Origin of the sequence: Burkholderia sp. E168m22, assembly GCF_001319805.1 — a bacterium.
Classification (GTDB): domain Bacteria; phylum Pseudomonadota; class Gammaproteobacteria; order Burkholderiales; family Burkholderiaceae; genus Burkholderia; species Burkholderia orbicola.
Genome location: NZ_BBSK01000084.1, coordinates 79,107 through 96,695, shown reverse-complemented (window position 1 = coordinate 96,695; position 17,589 = coordinate 79,107). Strand labels below are relative to the sequence as shown.

Genomic DNA, 17,589 nt, shown 5'->3' with positions numbered 1-17,589 from the left:
GCTCAGTGCGAATAGCGCGTTTGCGTGCCAGCCGTACGATCGAACGGCTGCAGCCTCGCGAGCTGCTCGATCGACATCGTGACGACTTCGAGAACATGCCGCGCGATTTCGTCGTCGGCCATGCCGGCGTTGACGTACTGCTCGATGCTCATCGTGCGGGGCGGGTAGCTGCCGGTTTCGTCATCGACGATGTCGATCCTGGCTGTCCGCCTCTCGGGCGACAGCACGATCTGGACGGTCTTGCCGTGAACGACGGTCTGCATGCACAAGGTGGACATTCGCGGTCTCCAATTGCGTTGCCTTCGGACGATCGATACCCCACAACGGGAGTCGTCAATCTACAAATTTCCCGACGCATTCGCAATATTCAGGCAGCAATGCCGGCCGTTCGGCGCACTACCTCGCCGCTCGGCCCGAGGCCCGCATGGCACGGGCCGCGGCACCCGCCGCGCTACGCATAGCGGCTCAACCACTCTTCGGAGAATTGTCTGGCGTACGCGACCGCTTCGGCTTCGGTGTCGAATTCACCCAGCTTGCGGAACGCAGCCTCGCGGCTGAAACCCACCTTCGTGACCTCGACCTGCGCGGCGTATTTGCCGGTCTCCGTCACGCGCGGCTCGCAGTTCATTTCGTATCCGCGCATCAAGAATTTCTTCTGCATCGGTTCAACGCTTTTTTGAGACGGCGAAATCGTAGCATGCGGCTCGGCTGACGCCGAAAATGTAACTTCGTTGGTTTCACTAGAGGAAACCGTCCAGCGATCGTCCTACAAAAATGGCATGGCTACGTCGGTCCGGGCCAGTACGCGCCCTGCGCTGGTGCATCGCACGGCGATTACCTGCCGTCTCGTGCGCAATCGCATCCCGGTCCGTCGTCAATCCCATCCCGGTCCGTCGGAATGCGGACGTGAAGGCGTCGAACGCCCCGCCGCGCGCTCGCGCCGAGGCTGGTCGGACGTAACGTCATGACACACCTTTCACACAAACGCACCTTTCACAACACTGAATGACGACCATTTTGCGGTAAAGTTATCTTTTCCGTGCGTGGCCGGTCGGCTCGCCATTGGACGTCATGAAGACTGTCCGCCGAGACTGCCGCAAGGCGTCGTTCTGAACGTCACGATCCGTCCCCGTAGCATGACCACTGAAGCAATCACCACGGATTCCCTCGCGGTTGCCGAGCGCGTGCGCGAACTGATGACCCGCAACGGCATCGGCAAGCGCCAGCAGACCACCGAGCTGTGCCGCATCCTCGATCTGAGTTTCTCGCAAGGCCACCGCAAACTGCGCGGCAGCAGCCCCTGGACGCTCGCGCAGATCAAGAAAGTCGCCGAAGCGTACGGCGAACCCGCCGCCCAGTTGTTCGGCGCGCAAACGCTCGACCCCGGCATGGTCGGCGCCTATTCCCAGGAAGCCGTCCTGTATGCGGGCGTCGCCGAGATTCCGTGCACCGCCTGGATCGGCGCGCCGCTCGAAGCCGGCGCGCGCCCCGAGTTCGTCGCGTACGAACAGAACGGCCGCTGGCGCGTGCTGCGCCATACCGGCGTGCTGTACCAGAACGCGTACGACGTACACAAGATCGAGATCTATCCGCGCCGCGCGGAGAGCGACAAGCTCGTCGTCGCGGTGATCGACCCCGATCGCGTCAGCGCAACCGAGCTGTGCCGCTATCTCGAACGGCAGGGTTTCGCGACGGCCGCGTTCGACGGCCTCGCGGCGTTCGTCGACGCGCTGCAGGGTCAGGCCTTCGACGCGGTCCTGACCGAATGGCTGTTCGACGACGGGACGGCCGCCACCGCGATCAAGGCCGTGCGCACGTCCGACAACCCGGGCGCGCCGATTTTCGTGCTGACGGGCGACCTGCTCACCGGACGCGCGAGCGAGGCCGACATCAGCGAAGTGATCCGCGCGTTCGACGTGGTGTGCTACGAAAAACCCGCGCGCATGGCGATCCTCAGCGCCGATCTCGCGAAGCGGCTCACGCGCGGCTGACGTCCGCCGGGCCGGCCGCCCGAATCGCGAACGGCCAACCTCCGCGCGGCGCCGCGGGCATGAACGGGTTCCTCAGTACAATAGCCGCACCCGTTCACGCCCACGCCGGCATCCGCCGCCCGACGCCATGGCCCGCCTCATCCCCGACGACTGGAAAAGCCTCGCCGCGACCGGCGCGGCCGAACGCGAGCGCGAGACGCTCGCCGCGCTCGAACACGCGCTGCCCGACAGCTACACCGTGTATCACGGCGTCCACTGGACGCGCGCCGACCAGGCATTCTCGGTGTTCGGCGAAGCCGCGTTCGTCGTCGTGAGCCCGGCCGGGCGCGTGCTGCTGATCGAACAGAAGGCTGGCTTCCTGCGCGAGACCCCGAAAGGGCTCGTGAAGGTCTACCTGCAAAAGGAGCGCAATGTCCCGATCCAGCTCGCGCGCACGCAGGAGACGCTGCACCGGCGCCTGACGGCCGCGCTCGGCGCGGGCGTCTACGGCGTCGAGGCGCTGCTGTACTGCCCAGACTACTCGATCCGCGACGCGTCGATCGCCGGCGTCGCGCCCGACCGCATCGTCGATGCGTCGCGCAAGGCGCAGCTCGCGCAGGTGATCCAGCAGATCCTGCCCGAGGACGACGAGCACTTTCCGAACGCGCCGAAGCTCCACCATTTCCTCGCGGACGAACTCGCGCTCACGCCCGACACGAGCGCGCTCGTCGGGCAAGCCGGCACGCTCGTCACGCGGCTGTCGGGCGGGCTCGCCGCATGGGCGCGCCAGCTCGACTTCACGCCGTTCCGGCTGCGCGTGACCGGCACCGCGGGGTCGGGCAAGACCCAGCTCGCGGTGCAGGTGATGCGCGATGCCGTCGCGGCCGGCCAGCGCGTGCTCTACGTCTGCTTCAACCGGCCGCTCGCCGACTACATCGCGCGCATCGCACCGCCCGGCGCGAAGATCGCGAATTACCACCAGCTGTGCGACTGGGTCGCGCGTGACGGCGGCTATACGCCCGATTTCCAGGTGCCCGGCGAATTCGACCGGCTCGAGGCGCGCTTCGCGCAAGCGCCGATTCCCGAACGCTGGCGCTTCGACGTGCTGATCGTCGACGAAGGGCAGGATTTTCATGCGCCGTGGGCTGCCGCGCTGGAGCGGCTGCTGGCGCCGGACGGCGCATGGTGGTGGTTGGAAGATCCGTTGCAGAACCTGTACATGCGCGAACCCGTCGCGCTGCCCGGCTGGGTCACGTTGAAGGCGCTCACGAATTACCGCAGCCCGCGCGACCTGCTCGAATTCGTGCGCGACGTCGTCGGCCGGATCGAGCCGCTCGCGGCCGAACTGCGCTCGGGCAGCCCGTTCGACGGCTCCGATCTGTCGGTGTCGGCCTACGGGGAAGAAGGCGCGTCGGGCGACGCACTGGCGCAAGCCTGCATCGACGCGACCAAGCGTGCGATCACGCAGGCGCTGTCGCTCGGTTTCCGCAAGCAGGACATCGCGGTGCTGTCGTACCGCGGCCGCGAAGGCTCGGTGCTCGCGCCGCTCGACCAGCTCGGCCCGCACCGGATCAAGCGCTTCACCGGCAAGTACGATCTGTTCGGCAACCCCGAGTATCGCGAAGGCGACGTGCTGCTCGATTCGATCTACCGCTTCAAGGGCCAGGCGGCGCCGTGCGTGATCCTCACCGAGGTCGACTTCGACACGCTCGACGCGCGTGCCGCGCGCAAGCTGTTCGTCGGTGCGACGCGCGCGACGATGAAGCTGCTGATCGTCGCGTCGTCGCGCGCGGCCGCGCAACTGGCGGACGCAGCGGGTTGACGCAGCGGGCGGGCGAGCGCCTGCCCGTCACCGCGCCGCCGTCGTTTCGCTTCAGGCGACGCGGAACGCGCCCACCGCGCGACGCAGCCCGTCGGCCTGCTCCTCGAGCGACGCGGCGGCCGCGGCCGCCTGCTCGACGAGTGCCGCGTTCTGCTGCGACACCTGATCCATCTGCGACACCGCGCGGTTCACCTGCTCGATCCCGTCGCGCTGCTCGCTCGACGCGGCCGCGATCTCCGTCATGATGCCCGTCACGCGGCCGATCGCCTGCTGGATGTCCTGCATCGTCGTGCCGGCCATGCCGACGAGCCGCGAGCCGGTCGCGACCCGTTCGACCGATTCGCCGATCAGCGTGCGGATTTCCTTCGCCGCGGACGCCGAGCGCTGTGCCAGCGTGCGCACCTCGCCCGCGACCACCGCGAAACCGCGGCCCTGCTCGCCCGCGCGCGCGGCTTCCACCGCCGCATTCAGCGCGAGGATGTTGGTCTGGAACGCGATGCCTTCGATCGTGCCGATGATGTCGGCGACCTTCTGCGAGCTCTGGTCGATTTCGTTCATCGTGCCGATCACCTCGCCGACGACCGTCGCGCCGCGCGTCGCGATCTCGCTCGCGCTGTCCGCGCAGGCCTGCGCCTCGAGCGCGTGGTCCGCGTTCTGCTTCACGGTCGCCGTCAGTTGCTCCATGCTCGCGGCCGTCTCCTGCAGCGCCGACGCCTGTTCCTCGGTGCGCTGCGACAGGTCGGTGTTGCCGGCCGCGATCTGGTGCGTCGCCGTCGAAATCGCTTCGGAGCCCTGGCTCACCTGGCGCACCGTATCCGCGAGGCTACGCTGCATGCCGGTCACACCCTTGACCAGTTCGGCCATCTCGTCACGCGACGACCAGCGCACTTCCGACGTGAGGTCGCCGTCCGACAGCCGGCGGAAATGCGACAGCAGGCGATTCACCGGTTGCGTGATCGCGAAATGCAGGCCGATCGCGCAGCCGAGGCACGCGGCCAGCCCGAATGCGATGCCCGCGATCGCACCCATGCGCATCCAGCCGTAATAGGTCTGCGCGGTGTCGTACACATCCTTGCCGCGCGCGGCCTGGTACGCATCGAGCGCGTCGGTCGCCTGCGTGAGCGCGACCGACAGCGGCGGCGCGACGGTCATTAGCAAGCGGTCGGCTTCGTCGCGCCGCCCTTCGCGGATCGCATCGATCATCGGCTTCAGCGCCTGCCCGATCAGCGTCTGGCGCGCGGCATCGAGGCGGCTCGCGAGCGGGCCCTCGTCGCCGTCGTGCGGCATCGCCGCGTAGTTGCGCCATGCCGTGTCGGCCTTCGCGAGATAGCCCTCGGCCTTCTTCACGAGCTCGGGCACCTCCGGCGCTTCCGGATGCAGCAGCGCACGGTCGAGCGTGGTGCGCACGATCGTCAGGTTCAGGCTCGCCGCGGACAGCGCGGTCTTCGCCGCCAGTTGCCGCGTATAGGCCTCGTCGAGGGCGCGGTTGGAGCTCTGCATGCCGGCGAGGCCGATCAGCCCCGACACGACGAGCAGCACGGCGACGAGGCCGAGCGTGGAGAAGATCCGCGTACGGATGGAGAAACGGGAAAACAGGGCGTTCAGGTTCATGACGGCACGTGAGCGGTGAAAAGAGCCGCGGCAATCGGTCCGCGGCCCTCTCTATTACGGTTTGCCTGCAAAAAACTTGAGTCCGGCCCTGCCTTGCGGCTGATCGTGGTCAATTTTCCCGGCGGCAATCTCCCGTTACGACTGCAACATATCGAGGCTGGGCAGAAATTGACTAGTCAATCATTCATGGCTATATTTCGACCCAATTACCTGCCATGGCAGATATCTCGATGACCACCGATACCCTCCTCACTCCGCCGGCCGCCGACGCGGCCCGTCGCGACGCGCCGACCGGGCTGATCGTCGCCGCGCTGCTGCTCGTCATGCTGCTGTCCGCGCTCGACCAGACGATCGTGTCGACCGCGCTGCCGACGATCGTCGGCGAACTCGGCGGGCTCGACCAGTTGTCGTGGGTCGTCACCGCGTACCTGCTGTCGTCCACCGTCGTGCTGCCGCTGTACGGCAAGCTCGGCGACCTATACGGCCGCAAGATCGTGCTGCAGGCGGCGATCGTGCTGTTCCTCGCCGGCTCCGCGCTGTGCGGCGTCGCGCAGGACATGACGCAACTGATCGTGCTGCGCGCGCTGCAGGGGCTCGGCGGCGGCGGCCTGATGGTCGTCACGATGGCCGCGATCGGCGATCTGGTGCCGCCCGATCGCCGGGCGCGCTACCAGGGGATGTTCGGCGGCGTCTACGGCCTCGCGACGATCGTCGGGCCGCTGCTCGGCGGCTTCCTGGTCGAACACCTGTCGTGGCGCTGGATCTTCACGATCAACCTGCCGCTCGGCGTGCTCGCGCTCGCGGTGATCGGCATGGCGTTCCGGCCGCACACCGCGCACGTGAAGCACCGGATCGACTACATGGGCGCCGCGTTCCTCGCGACCGCCCTCACCTGCGTGATCCTGTTCACGAGCGAAGGCGGCTCGCTGCTGCCGTGGACGTCGCCGCAGCTATGGATGACGCTCGTGCTCGGCCTCGTCGCGATCGGCGGCTTCATTTACGAAGAACGCCTCGCGGCCGAACCGATCATGCCGCTCGAGCTGTTCCGCCACCGCACCTTCGTGCTGGTCAGCCTGATCGGTTTCGTGGTCGGCATCGCGCTGTTCGGCTCGGTCACGTTCATCCCGCTCTACCTGCAGGTCGTGAAGGGCTCGACGCCGTCGCAGGCCGGCATGCAGCTGCTGCCGATGATGGGCGGGATGCTCGTCACGTCGATCGTGAGCGGGCGGCTGATCTCGCGGCTCGGCTCGTACCGAATGTTCCCGATCGCGGGGACGCTGACCGGCGGCGTCGCGATGGCGCTGCTGTCGACGCTGACGCTCGACACGCCGCTGCACACGATGTACGCGTACATGGCGCTGCTCGGGATCGGCCTCGGGATGGTGATGCCGGTGCTGACGCTCGCCGTGCAGAACACGGTCGAATTCCGGCACATGGGGGTGGCGACGTCGGGCGCGACGCTGTTCCGCTCGATCGGCGGCTCGCTCGGCGTCGCCGCGTTCGGCGCGCTGTTCTCGCACGGGCTGCAGTCGCGGATGACGCATGCGCTGCCGGCCGGCACGGAATTGCCGCCCGCGCTCGGCCCGGCCGCCGTGCATCAGTTGCCGGATGCCGTGCGCGACGCGTATCTGCATGCGTTCGCCGGCTCGCTGCACGTCGTGTATCTGTCGGCCGCGACGGTCATCGCGATCGCGTTCGTGCTCGCGTGGTTCGTCGAGGATGCGCCGCTGCGCAAGCACCACTGACCAGCGGGTGGCTTGCGACGCGACCGTCGAGCCGCGTCGCGAGTCGCCCGCGCCCGCAACCTGCCGTCACGCCAGCAGCACGACACCGCCCGTCGTCGCGCGCGACTCCAGCAACCGGTGCGCGTCGGCCGCCTGTTCGAGCGGCAGCCGCGCGCCGATCTCGACGTGCATGCCGCCCGCCAGCCGGTCGAGCGTCGCACGCGCGGCGTCTCGATAGGCGCCGACGTCGCGCGCGATGAAACCGAGCACGCTCGGCCGCGCAAGCGCGATCGAACGGGCCGGGCCCAACTCGTCGAGATCGAACGTCTGCCGCGCGCCGATCGCCGCCACCTGCCCGATGCTCGCGACCATCCCGAACGGACGAACCGCCCCGAGCGTACGGGTCAGCACGTCGCCGCCGATTCCGTCGATCGCGTAATCGACGCCGGCCCCGCCGCCGAACGCACGCGCGGCTGCGACGAAATCCTCCTCGCGATAATCGACCACCGCTTCGGCGCCGTGCGCGCGCACGAGCGCGGCTTTCGCGGCCGATCCGACCGTGCCGATCACCCGCGCGCCGAGCGCATGCGCCCACTGCGTCGCGAGCAGCCCGACGCCGCCGGCCGCCGCGTGCACGAGCACCGTATCGCCGGCGCCGACCTGGCGCACGCGATGCAGCAGCATGTAGACGGTGATCCCCTTCAGCAGCCCGGCGGCGGCGGCTTCGTCGCTCAGCCCGTCGGGAATCGGCAGCACGCGCTCGGCCGGCATCGTGCGCAGGCTCGCATAGCTGCCGGTCGGCATGCCGGCATAGGCGACGCGCTGACCGGGCACGAACTCCGTCACGCCCGGCCCGACCGCGTCGATCACGCCGGCCGCCTCGACGCCGAGCGCGTCCGGCAGCGCGGGCAACGCGTGCGCGCCCGTCCTGAAATAGATGTCGACGAAATTCACGCCGATCGCGGTCTGGCGAATCCGCACTTCGCCGGCCCCGGGTAACCCGACGGGCGCATCGACGCGGCGCAGCACGCCGGCGTCGCCGTAACGGTCGATGCCGATCCGGATGGCGTTGGCACTTTGGGTCATGACGTTCCTCGCTATCGAATGAAGTGAATGAAGTGACACGATGATCCCATCGTGCATAATCGAACGGAATTCACGCTTAACGCCCATCTACTGTGCAAAATTCGACCGATCACGATTCTGCCGGCGCACCCGCGCTGCCGATGAGCTGGGACGACATCCGCTACTTTCTGGCGGTGATGCGCGGCGGCAGCCTGTCGGCCGCCGCGCGAGCGCTGCAGGTCCAGCATTCGACGGTCGCGCGGCGCATCGACGCGCTGGAGTCGGCGCTGGGAATCCGGCTGTTCGACCGGCTGCCGCGCGGCTGGCCGCCGACCGACGAAGGGCTGCACCTGGCCGAGCACGCCGCGCGCCTCGAAGCCGACGCGCATGCGTTCGCGCGCGCCGCGCAAGGGGCGGCCGCGCTCGACGGCGTGGTGCGCGTATCGGCGTCGCCGGTGTTCGCCAGCCATTTCCTCGCGCCGCGCCTGGCCCGTGCGCAGCGCGCATGGCCGGCGCTGCGGATCGACCTGATGGGCGAGATGCATGCGGCCAACCTGTATGCGCGCGAAGCCGATCTCGCGGTGCGGCTGTCGCGGCCGAGCGAACCGGGGCTCGCCGCGCGCCGGCTCGGCACGATGCGCTTCGCGCTGTGCGCGGCACCGGAATGGGCGGACGCGCCGCCCGACACCTGGCCGTTCGTCGGCTACGACGACGCGCTCGCGCAAACGCCGCAGCAGCAATGGCTCGAACGCGTCGCGGCCGGGCGCCGTTTTGCGTTCATCGCCAACGACCTCGCCGCGCAGCATCGCGCGTGCGCAGCCGGGGCCGGCGTCGCGCTGCTGCCGCGGTTTCTCGTCGACGATCCGGCCGCGCACGCCGGCGCACCGCTCGTCGAGCTGACGGCCGCGCCGCGTTGCGACATCGAGCGCGAAATCTGGCTCGTCGTTCATCCGGACGTGCGCCGGTCGCCGCGCGTGCAGCGCGTCGCCGACGCGATCGCCGATGCGGTTCATGCGGCGGACGGCCGGCTGTAAGCCGCCGCAACCGTCGAAACCGCAAACGGCTTTGCCACGCGCGTCGGCGGCCGGCATAGTAGCGTTTTGACTTCACCGCCCTGCCGCCATGTCCACCGCTCCCACCTGCGTCGTGCGCGACGCGACCGACGCCGACCTCGACGCGATCCACGCGATCTATGCACACCACGTTCACCACAGCGTCGCGTCGTTCGAGGAAACGCCGCCCGACGTCGCCGAACTGCGCGCCCGCCGCGACGCGGTGCTCAACCACGGGCTGCCGTATCTCGTCGCCGAATGCGACGGCCGCGTGGCCGGCTACGCGTACGCGACACCCTACCGCACGCGCAGCGCGTACCGCTTCGCGATCGAGGATTCGATCTACATCGACGACGCGCAGCGCGGCCGCGGAATCGGCCGCGCGCTGCTCGACGCGCTGATCGCGCGCTGCGAAGGCGGCCCGTGGCGGCAGATGATCGCGGTGATCGCCGACGGCGGCACCGGCGGCTCGACGTCGCTGCATCGCGCGTTCGGCTTCGAACCGGCCGGCCTGCTGAAAGCGGTCGGCTTCAAGCACGGCCGCTGGATCGACACGGCGCTGCTGCAGCGCCCGCTCGGCGACGGCGCGAACACGCGCCCCGCCTCGCCCGAGCCTGCCGCCGCGCGCTAGAATGGCCGCATGTCAAAACAGACTCATTCCACGCCCGACGAGGCCACGCCGGATTCCCGCAACGAGTACACGGTCGACGAACTCGCGCGCGTGTCCGACACCACCGTGCGCAACGTCCGCGCGTACCAGGACCGCGGGCTGCTGGCGCCGCCGGAGAAACGCGGGCGCGTCGGCATCTACGACGACACGCACGTCGCGCGCCTGAAGCTGATCAATCATCTGCTCGCGCGCGGCTACACGCTGTCGAACATCCAGGACCTGATCAAGGCGATCGACGAAGGCCACGACCTGCGCTCGATCCTCGGCCTCGAGAACGCGATCGGCGGCCGCTGGTCGCACGAGCTGCCGAAAACCTATTCGCTCGCGCAACTCGCGCAGATGTTCGGCCCGCAAGCGACCACGCAACTGTCGCGCGTGACCGAGCTCGGGCTGCTCGAACGGCGCGGCCTGTCGTTCGTCGCGAAAAGCCCCGCGCTGCTCGAGGCGGCGGCCGCGATGACGAAGGAAGGGATTCCGCCGCGCGAGCTGCTCGACGTGATCAGCCTCGCGCGGCCGCATTTCGACGCGATCGCGCGGCTGCTCGTCGATCTCGTCGTGAAGCGGCTCGACCGCTACGACGCCGGCACGCTGCCGCCGGCCACCGACGTGCCCGAACTGGTCGACGCGATCTGGCGGCTGCGTCCGCTCGCTGCCGTGTTCGTCGAAGGCGAGACGAACCGCGCGCTCGAAACCGCGGCCGGCGCGTATCTCGGCGGCCGGGTCGCGACGATCCTCGACAAGAAGCTCAGCGACGAAGCGGCGCGGCAGTCCGGCGCGCCGGATACGTCCGATCCGGCAGGCCACGACGACAAAGCATAGGGCCGACGCCGTCATATCCATATAGGCAATGCTTCGTTTGCGGGCACGATCGCCCATGCGACGATTCTTCCAACCGAGCGGCACCGGCCGCTCTCCGAAGATGCCTCGCATGGAGTTCATTCGATGATTCGTTTCACCCGCTGGATCACCCGCGCCGCCGCCGTCTCGCTGGTCGCCTTGTCCGCCGCGTCGGCGTTCGCGCAAGGCGGCGCCGACAAGATCGTGCGCATCGGTTATCAAAAGGCCGGCCTGTTGTCGATCGTCAAGGCGCAGGGCGCGCTCGAGGCGCGGCTCAAGCCGCTCGGCTATGGCGTCCAATGGTTCGAATTCCCGGCCGGCCCGCAACTGCTCGAAGCACTGAACGCAAACAGCATCGACTTCGGCTATACGGGCGCGCCGCCGCCCGTGTTCGCGCAGGCGGCCGGCGTGCAGTTCGTCTATGTCGGCGCGGAACCGCCGGCGCCGCACAACGAGGCAGTGTTCGTAAAGGCCGATTCGCCGATCCGGACGGTGGCCGGCCTGCGCGGCAAGAAGGTCGCGCTGCAGAAAGGCTCGAGCGCGAACTACCTGCTGCTCGAGGCGCTGAAGAAGGCCGGCGTGCGCTATGACGAAATCCAGCCGGTCTATCTCCCGCCGGCCGACGCGCGCGCCGCGTTCGAAAGCGGCAACGTCGACGCGTGGGCGGTTTGGGACCCGTACTACGCGGCCGCGCAGAGCGCGCTGAAGGTGCGCACGCTGTCCGACTACACGGGGCTCGCGGCGACCAACAATTTCTACGAGGCGACGCGGAGTTTCGCGCAACAGCATCCCGACGTGGTCGGCGCGATCCTGAAACAGGCGCGCGAAACGGGCCAGTGGGTCAACGGGCATCCGGCCGACACGGCCGCGCTGCTGGCGCCGAAGGTCGGGTTGCCGCAGGCGCTCGTCGAGACGTGGATCAAGCGCGTGCCGTTCGGTGCGGTGCCGCTCGACGAGCGCATCGTCGCCGCGCAGCAAGGTGTGGCCGATGCGTTCTACGCGGCGAAGCTGATTCCGCAGAAGCTGAGCGTGGCCGACAACGCCTGGGTCGACAAGAACGTCGCGAGTGCGCTGGCGGCGAAGTAATACGCGCGGCACCCTCCCTCAGCAGGCCGGCCGGGCGCGATGCCCCGCCGGCCGCTTTCGTGTCCCGCGTGGCACACGCTCAACGCAACGCGTTCGCCACCTTCTTCTGCCGCCATACACACAGCAGATCGCAAGCGACATGCGCGGCCGCGATCGCCGTGATGTCCGCATGATCGTACGCGGGCGCCACCTCCACCACATCCGCTCCGACCAGATTCACCGCCCCGAGCGAGCGCACGATCGCCAGCGCCTGCGCCGACGACAAGCCGCCCGCCACCGGCGTCCCGGTTCCCGGCGCGAACGCCGGATCGAGGCAATCGATGTCGAAGGTCAGATACGCAGGCCGCGCGCCGACGATCTCGACGATCCGCTCGACCGCCGCCCGCGCACCATGGTCATGCACCCACGCGGCATCGAGCCGCTCGATCCCGAGAAAGTCGTCGTTCCACGTGCGGATGCCGACCTGCACCGACGTCGCGGGATCGATCAGCCCTTCCTTCACGGCCTTGTAGAACATCGTCCCGTGATTGAGGCTGTCCGGATCGTCGTCGGCCCACGTATCGCAATGCGCGTCGAAGTGAATCAGCGACAGCGGCTTGCCATAGCGCTCCGCGTGCGCGACCAGCAGCGGATACGTGATGTAGTGATCGCCGCCGAGCGTCAGCATCTTCGCGCCCGAGCGCAGGATCGTGCGCGCATGCTCGACGATCGCCGGCTTGATCGACAGCGGATTGTGCGCGTCAAACCAGCAGTCGCCGTAGTCGACGGCCGCGAGATCGTCGAACGGATCGAAGCCCCACGGATACGGATGGAGCTCCGCGAGCTGCACGCTCGCCGCGCGGATCGCGGCCGGCCCGAGCCGCGCGCCGGAACGATAGGTCGTCGCGAGATCGAGCGGTACGCCGGAGATCGCGACGTCGACGCCGTCGAGCGCACGGGAGTAATTGCGGCGCATGAACGACAGCACGCCCGCATAGGTGTTTTCGATCGAGGAACCGTACGGCGTCGTGCGACGGATCGCGCCGTCGCCGTGGAGAAGTTCGGTCATGGTCGGACCTGTTTTCGTGGGGAGCCGGCGCCGCCCTTCGCATCAGCGCGCGGGCCGGGCACGGCATGGATTCATCGGCACGCCCCGGCTCGCGCATCCGGTCGCGCGGCCAGGCGGGGCATCGACAACGGCAATACCGCGGCGATCATAGCAAGCCGAATCGCAGCCGTTGCCCCGGTTCAGCCGGGGCAACGCGCGGAAAAACCAGCGGCGGCATCGCGGCTCGTCGCCGTCGTTTCCTAGAAGGATTCACCGGTTTTCGCGCCTTCGTTCTTCCGGATAATGGCCGGCAGCCGCGCCCTCGACGGCGCGCCGTCCGCTGCAGACGAAGACAAACCGGAGACACCCGCCTTGATCGCCACGCTTCCCGCCACCTATCGCCGGCTCTGGCCGCTCGCCATCGCCGCGGCGTTGCTGTACGGACTGTCGCTCGCCGCCGCACCCTATCCGGGCCAGGCCGCCGCGAAAGCCGCGATGGGCATCCTGCTGCTCGCGGCGGGCAGCACCTGCGGCGCGCCGCGCGAACGCGCGTGGCTGTGCGCGGCGCTCGCGACCGCCGTGCTCGGCGACGTACTGCTCGCGCTGCCCGACTGGCCGCTGTCGTTCGTCCTCGGCCTCGGCGCGTTCCTGCTCACGCACCTGTGTTATTGCGCGATCTTCTTCCGGTGGCGCGCGCGGCCGCACGGCTGGCGCATCGTTGCGCTCGTCGGGCTATGGATCGCCGCGCCGGCGTTCTACGCGGCGTTCTTCCCGCACCTCGGCGAGCTGCTGGCGCCGGTCGCCGTCTACATGCTCGTGCTGTGCGTGATGGCGAGCTTCGCGCTCGCCGCCCGCACGCGCGGCCCGCTGGTCGCCGTCGGCAGCCTGATCTTCGTCGGCTCCGACACGCTGATCGGCGTCGGCCGCTTCCTTGACGGCTTTCCGGGCATCGACTATCTGATCTGGGGCCTCTATGCGCTCGCGCAGGTCACGATCGTGGCCGGGGTTTTCCATGAGACGGCCGCCCGATCGATCCGTCCCTGATACCGTTTCAAACGGACCGTCGCGCGCCGGCGGTCCCGTTTCTTCCCCGTCTCGCCCTGCCGACGGCCTTTTCCGGCCATCCCGCATTGCGGAAACTGCTCCGTTCCAAACCCCGCTCAGCCTTTTCCCGCCTGGCTTCCGGCCCTTAGAGCGCCGCTTCTAGCCTCTTGCGGTTTCCGGGTTCACCCACTATCGTTACATCAAACAATGTAACATTCAAAAATGAGCCAAATCGGAGACACCCGGATGAATGCTCGCACGTTGCCTTTCGGTCCACCCGGCCATGACGGCCTGGACGAAACCATCGACATCGCCATCATCGGCACCGGCTTCGCCGGCCTCGGGATGGCGATCCGCCTGAAACAGACGGGCGTGACCGACTTCGTCGTCCTCGAGAAGGCCGCGTCGGTCGGCGGCACGTGGCGCGACAACCATTACCCCGGGTGTGCATGCGACGTGCAATCGCACGTCTATTCGTTCTCGTTCGCGCCGAACCCGCGCTGGACGCGCATGTTCGCGCCGCAGCCGGAGATCCGCGCGTATCTCGAAGACTGCGTGCAGCGCTTCGGCGTCGGCCCGCACCTGCGGCTGAATCACGAATTGCAGCGCGCCGAATACGACGAAGCCGCGCAACGCTGGCGCCTCACGTTCGCGAACGGCAAGCGGCTGTCCGCGCGCGTGCTGGTGTCGGGGATGGGCGGCCTGTCGCGCGCCGCGCTGCCGGCGATTCCCGGTGTCGAAAACTTCCAGGGCCGTGCGTTCCATTCACAGCAGTGGGATCACGACTACCCGCTCGAAGGCAAGCGCGTCGCGGTGATCGGCACTGGCGCGAGCGCGATCCAGTTCGTGCCGCAGATCGCGCCGCGCGTGAAGGAACTCGCACTGTTCCAGCGCACGCCGCCGTGGATCATGCCGAAGCCCGACCGTAACCTGAGCGGCTTCGAGAAATGGCTGTTCCGCACGCTGCCGTTCACGCAGAAGCTCGTGCGCAGCGGCATCTACTGGATGCTCGAATCGCGCGTGCTCGGCTTCGCGATCCATCCGTCGCTGATGAAGAACGTGCAGAAGCTCGCGCTGCGCCACATCCGCAAGCAGATTCCCGATCCGGAGCTGCGCAAGGTGGTCACGCCGAACTACACGCTCGGCTGCAAGCGCGTGCTGATCTCCAACGACTACTACCCGGCGCTGTCGCGCAAGAACGTCGACGTGATCACGACCGGCATCGACCATATCGAAGCCGACGCGGTCGTGACGACCGACGGTAAGCGCCATGAAGTCGACTGCCTGATCTACGGCACCGGCTTCCAGGTGGCCGACCCGTATCCGCGCGGCGCGATCATCGGCCGCGGCGGCCTCGATATCGTCGACGCGTGGCGCGACGGCGCGCACGCGTATCTCGGCACGACGCTGCCCGGCTACCCGAACTTCTTCATGATCGTCGGCCCGAACACGGGCCTCGGCCACAACTCGATGGTGTTCATGATCGAGTCGCAGATCGAATACATCCTCGGCGCGCTGCAGGCGATGCGCCGCGAGCGCGCGGAGGCGATCGAGGTGCGCCCGCTCGTCGAGGCGCAGTTCAACAGCGACCTGCAAGGCAAGCTGAAGAAGGCGATCTGGTCGACGGGCGGCTGCAAGAGCTGGTACCTCGACCCGCGCACCGGCAAGAACACGACGTTGTGGCCGGGCTTCACCTGGCGCTTCCGCCAGGCCACCGCGCACTTCTCGATCGCCGATTACCACGCGTATCGCGCACCGCACGACACGACCGCGCGGCCCGCCGCCGCGCCAGCCGCTTCCGCTTCCACGTCCGCCGAAGCGGCCTGAGTCAGACAAGGAGCCACGACATGAGAGATTTCGCCAACAAGGTCGCCGCGATCACGGGTGCCGGCTCGGGCATGGGCCGCGCGCTCGCGATCCAGCTCGCGCAGGCCGGCTGCCACGTGTCGCTCGCCGACAAGAACGGCGTCGGCCTCGCCGAAACCGAACGGATCGTCCGCGCGATCGCGCCGAACGTGCGCGTGTCGACGCGCGTCCTCGACGTCGGCGATCGCGACGCGATGTTCGCGTGGGCCGACGACACCGCGAAAGAGCACGGCAAGGTCAACCTGATCTTCAACAATGCGGGCGTCGCGCTGTCGAGCACGATCGAAGGCATGGAATACAGCGATCTCGAGTGGATCGTGAACATCAACTTCTGGGGCGTCGTGCACGGCACGAAGGCGTTCCTGCCGCACCTGAAGGCATCGGGCGACGGCCACGTGATCAACACGTCGAGCATCTTCGGGATCTTCGCGCAGCCGGGCATGAGCGGCTACAACGCGACCAAGTTCGCGGTGCGCGGCTTCACCGAATCGCTGCGCCAGGAACTCGACATGATGAAGTGCGGCGTGTCGGCCACCTGCGTGCATCCGGGCGGCATCCGCACGAACATCGCGCAGTCGAGCCGCGTCGCGAAGAACATGGTCGGCTTCATCGTCGAGAGCGAACAGCAAGGCAAGGACAGCTTCGAGAAGTTCTTCATCACGACCGCCGACGACGCCGCGCGCACGATCCTCGCCGGCGTGCGCAAGAACAAGCGCCGCGTGCTGATCGGCCGCGACGCGAAGGGCGCGGACTGGATGGCCCGCATCCTGCCGGCCGCCTACCAGGCGCTCGTCGTGCTCGCGACCCGCCGCGAGGCCGCGAAGGCCCGCCGTGCCGCACGCGGCACGCCGGCGCCGGCCCCGGTGCACGCCACCTACAACAATGCAGGCAATCAGGGAGAACAATCATGATGACACCGAACATGATGCCCGTGCGGCGCGACATCCGTTTCGCGCTGCCCCCCGAACGCGCGAAGGACTGGCACGTGCAGGGCGTGCCGGTCACGCACTTCATGAATGCGCTGTCGCTGCTGTTCCCGGCCGGCGAACGCTTCTTCATGGATTCGGTGCGCAACTACCGCGACCGGATCGAGGACCCCGAGCTGAAGAAGCAGGTGATCGGCTTCATCGGCCAGGAAGCGATGCACACGCGCGAGCACATCGAGTACAACGACCTGCTGCAGGCGTCCGGCCTGCCCGCGCACAAGCTCGACAAGCGCCTGTGGACGATCCTCGGCTGGTTCAAGAAGGTGCTGCCGCACTCGATGCAGCTGGCGATCACGATCGCGCTCGAGCACTACACGGCGATCCTCGCGAACCAGTTGCTGTCGGGCCACGAACACCGGATCGACGGCTCGGTCGAGGGCTACCAGCAGATGTGGATGTGGCATGCGATGGAGGAAACCGAGCACAAGGCGGTGTCCTACGACGTGTGGCGCACCGTGATGAAGCCGGGCCTCGGCAGCTACCTGCTGCGCACCGGCACGATGCTGACGACGACCGTATTCTTCTGGGCCATCGTGTTCGACTTCCACGTGCGGCTGATGCGCGCGCACCGTCGAGAACACGGCAAGTTCGGCGGCATGTGGCGCCTCGTGAAGTATCTGTACAGTCCGAAGAACGGCGTGTTCCCGAGCATCGCGCGCGAATGGCTCGACTACTTCCGTCCGGGCTTCCACCCGTGGGATCACGACAACCATCAATACCTGCAGGAGCTCGACACGCTGCTCGAGAACATCGACGCGACCAACGCGCGCTATGCGGCGCAAGCCGCCCCGCGCCGCGTGCCGCTGCATTCGGTCGCGCAGGCATGACG

The 17,589-nt window shown here is 68.1% G+C and carries 16 protein-coding genes; 11 read left to right on the top strand and 5 right to left on the bottom strand.

Annotation, left to right across the window (positions count from 1 at the left end):
• Positions 1-2: 2 nt before the first annotated feature.
• Positions 3-278, bottom strand: coding sequence for a hypothetical protein (locus AP428_RS18940; RefSeq protein ID WP_006478768.1), 276 nt, complete (start codon positions 276-278; stop codon positions 3-5).
• 173 nt (positions 279-451) lie between these two features.
• Complete coding sequence (locus tag AP428_RS18935; protein WP_011547465.1) at positions 452-661, bottom strand: hypothetical protein; 210 nt, start codon at positions 659-661, stop codon at positions 452-454.
• Between the two features lie 475 nt (positions 662-1,136).
• Between AP428_RS18935 and AP428_RS18930 the strand changes: the two genes are divergently transcribed.
• Both AP428_RS18930 and AP428_RS18925 read left to right on the top strand, forming a co-directional pair.
• Positions 1,137-1,991, top strand: a complete 855-nt coding sequence (locus AP428_RS18930) for a helix-turn-helix domain-containing protein (RefSeq protein WP_011547464.1) — start codon at positions 1,137-1,139, stop codon at positions 1,989-1,991.
• Positions 1,992-2,118: 127 nt separating this feature from the next.
• Entirely contained in the window at positions 2,119-3,792 is a 1,674-nt protein-coding gene (locus AP428_RS18925; RefSeq protein WP_054928345.1) for an ATP-dependent helicase, read from the top strand.
• A 51-nt stretch (positions 3,793-3,843) separates the two neighbouring features.
• Here the strand turns inward: AP428_RS18925 and AP428_RS18920 are convergent, their stop codons facing one another.
• Entirely contained in the window at positions 3,844-5,403 is a 1,560-nt protein-coding gene (locus tag AP428_RS18920; protein ID WP_054928344.1) for a methyl-accepting chemotaxis protein, read from the bottom strand.
• Positions 5,404-5,633: 230 nt separating this feature from the next.
• On the opposite strand from AP428_RS18920, the gene AP428_RS18915 reads away from it, so the two are divergent.
• On the top strand, positions 5,634-7,148 hold the full coding sequence (locus AP428_RS18915) for an MDR family MFS transporter (protein WP_054928343.1): 1,515 nt from the start codon (positions 5,634-5,636) through the stop codon (positions 7,146-7,148).
• Positions 7,149-7,214: 66 nt separating this feature from the next.
• On the opposite strand, the gene AP428_RS18910 is transcribed toward AP428_RS18915, so the two are convergent.
• On the bottom strand, positions 7,215-8,213 hold the full coding sequence (locus AP428_RS18910) for a quinone oxidoreductase (RefSeq protein ID WP_012339796.1): 999 nt from the start codon (positions 8,211-8,213) through the stop codon (positions 7,215-7,217).
• Positions 8,214-8,353: 140 nt separating this feature from the next.
• Between AP428_RS18910 and AP428_RS18905 the strand changes: the two genes are divergently transcribed.
• From AP428_RS18905 to AP428_RS18890, 4 genes are all read left to right on the top strand, one after another.
• Positions 8,354-9,226 carry a LysR family transcriptional regulator gene (locus AP428_RS18905; RefSeq protein ID WP_043887355.1) on the top strand — a complete coding sequence of 291 codons (873 nt, stop codon included), beginning with the start codon at positions 8,354-8,356 and terminating at the stop codon, positions 9,224-9,226.
• Between the two features lie 88 nt (positions 9,227-9,314).
• Entirely contained in the window at positions 9,315-9,875 is a 561-nt protein-coding gene (locus tag AP428_RS18900; protein ID WP_012339794.1) for a GNAT family N-acetyltransferase, read from the top strand.
• A gap of 9 nt (positions 9,876-9,884) precedes the next feature.
• Positions 9,885-10,733 carry a MerR family transcriptional regulator gene (locus tag AP428_RS18895; RefSeq protein WP_006478759.1) on the top strand — a complete coding sequence of 283 codons (849 nt, stop codon included), beginning with the start codon at positions 9,885-9,887 and terminating at the stop codon, positions 10,731-10,733.
• 123 nt (positions 10,734-10,856) lie between these two features.
• Positions 10,857-11,837 (top strand): sulfonate ABC transporter substrate-binding protein, encoded by a 981-nt coding sequence (locus AP428_RS18890; protein ID WP_011547457.1) that lies wholly within the window; start codon positions 10,857-10,859, stop codon positions 11,835-11,837.
• Positions 11,838-11,916: 79 nt separating this feature from the next.
• On the opposite strand, the gene speB is transcribed toward AP428_RS18890, so the two are convergent.
• Positions 11,917-12,885: an agmatinase gene (gene speB, locus AP428_RS18885; protein ID WP_011547456.1), complete on the bottom strand. Its 969-nt coding sequence runs from the start codon at positions 12,883-12,885 to the stop codon at positions 11,917-11,919.
• Between the two features lie 351 nt (positions 12,886-13,236).
• Here speB and AP428_RS18880 point away from each other — a divergent pair, with 351 nt between their 5' ends.
• From AP428_RS18880 to AP428_RS18865, 4 genes are all read left to right on the top strand, one after another.
• Positions 13,237-13,908 carry a lysoplasmalogenase gene (locus AP428_RS18880; protein ID WP_041489474.1) on the top strand — a complete coding sequence of 224 codons (672 nt, stop codon included), beginning with the start codon at positions 13,237-13,239 and terminating at the stop codon, positions 13,906-13,908.
• A gap of 246 nt (positions 13,909-14,154) precedes the next feature.
• Positions 14,155-15,735, top strand: coding sequence for an NAD(P)/FAD-dependent oxidoreductase (locus AP428_RS18875; RefSeq protein WP_011547454.1), 1,581 nt, complete (start codon positions 14,155-14,157; stop codon positions 15,733-15,735).
• 20 nt (positions 15,736-15,755) lie between these two features.
• Positions 15,756-16,685 (top strand): SDR family oxidoreductase, encoded by a 930-nt coding sequence (locus AP428_RS18870; protein WP_011694774.1) that lies wholly within the window; start codon positions 15,756-15,758, stop codon positions 16,683-16,685.
• Positions 16,682-17,587, top strand: coding sequence for a metal-dependent hydrolase (locus AP428_RS18865; RefSeq protein ID WP_011547452.1), 906 nt, complete (start codon positions 16,682-16,684; stop codon positions 17,585-17,587). The genes AP428_RS18870 and AP428_RS18865 overlap by 4 nt, the downstream gene beginning before the upstream one ends.
• Positions 17,588-17,589 lie beyond the last annotated feature (2 nt).

What these genes read in the sequence shown, in the direction of transcription:
- AP428_RS18940 (WP_006478768.1), bottom strand. Translation starts at nt 278, where the DNA reads ATGTCCACCTTGTGCATGCAGACCGTCGTTCACGGCAAGACCGTCCAG.
- AP428_RS18935 (WP_011547465.1), bottom strand. Translation starts at nt 661, where the DNA reads ATGCAGAAGAAATTCTTGATGCGCGGATACGAAATGAACTGCGAGCCG.
- AP428_RS18930 (WP_011547464.1), top strand. Translation starts at nt 1,137, where the DNA reads ATGACCACTGAAGCAATCACCACGGATTCCCTCGCGGTTGCCGAGCGC.
- AP428_RS18925 (WP_054928345.1), top strand. Translation starts at nt 2,119, where the DNA reads ATGGCCCGCCTCATCCCCGACGACTGGAAAAGCCTCGCCGCGACCGGC.
- AP428_RS18920 (WP_054928344.1), bottom strand. Translation starts at nt 5,403, where the DNA reads ATGAACCTGAACGCCCTGTTTTCCCGTTTCTCCATCCGTACGCGGATC.
- AP428_RS18915 (WP_054928343.1), top strand. Translation starts at nt 5,634, where the DNA reads ATGACCACCGATACCCTCCTCACTCCGCCGGCCGCCGACGCGGCCCGT.
- AP428_RS18910 (WP_012339796.1), bottom strand. Translation starts at nt 8,213, where the DNA reads ATGACCCAAAGTGCCAACGCCATCCGGATCGGCATCGACCGTTACGGC.
- AP428_RS18905 (WP_043887355.1), top strand. Translation starts at nt 8,354, where the DNA reads ATGAGCTGGGACGACATCCGCTACTTTCTGGCGGTGATGCGCGGCGGC.
- AP428_RS18900 (WP_012339794.1), top strand. Translation starts at nt 9,315, where the DNA reads ATGTCCACCGCTCCCACCTGCGTCGTGCGCGACGCGACCGACGCCGAC.
- AP428_RS18895 (WP_006478759.1), top strand. Translation starts at nt 9,885, where the DNA reads ATGTCAAAACAGACTCATTCCACGCCCGACGAGGCCACGCCGGATTCC.
- AP428_RS18890 (WP_011547457.1), top strand. Translation starts at nt 10,857, where the DNA reads ATGATTCGTTTCACCCGCTGGATCACCCGCGCCGCCGCCGTCTCGCTG.
- speB (WP_011547456.1), bottom strand. Translation starts at nt 12,885, where the DNA reads ATGACCGAACTTCTCCACGGCGACGGCGCGATCCGTCGCACGACGCCG.
- AP428_RS18875 (WP_011547454.1), top strand. Translation starts at nt 14,155, where the DNA reads ATGAATGCTCGCACGTTGCCTTTCGGTCCACCCGGCCATGACGGCCTG.
- AP428_RS18870 (WP_011694774.1), top strand. Translation starts at nt 15,756, where the DNA reads ATGAGAGATTTCGCCAACAAGGTCGCCGCGATCACGGGTGCCGGCTCG.
- AP428_RS18865 (WP_011547452.1), top strand. Translation starts at nt 16,682, where the DNA reads ATGATGACACCGAACATGATGCCCGTGCGGCGCGACATCCGTTTCGCG.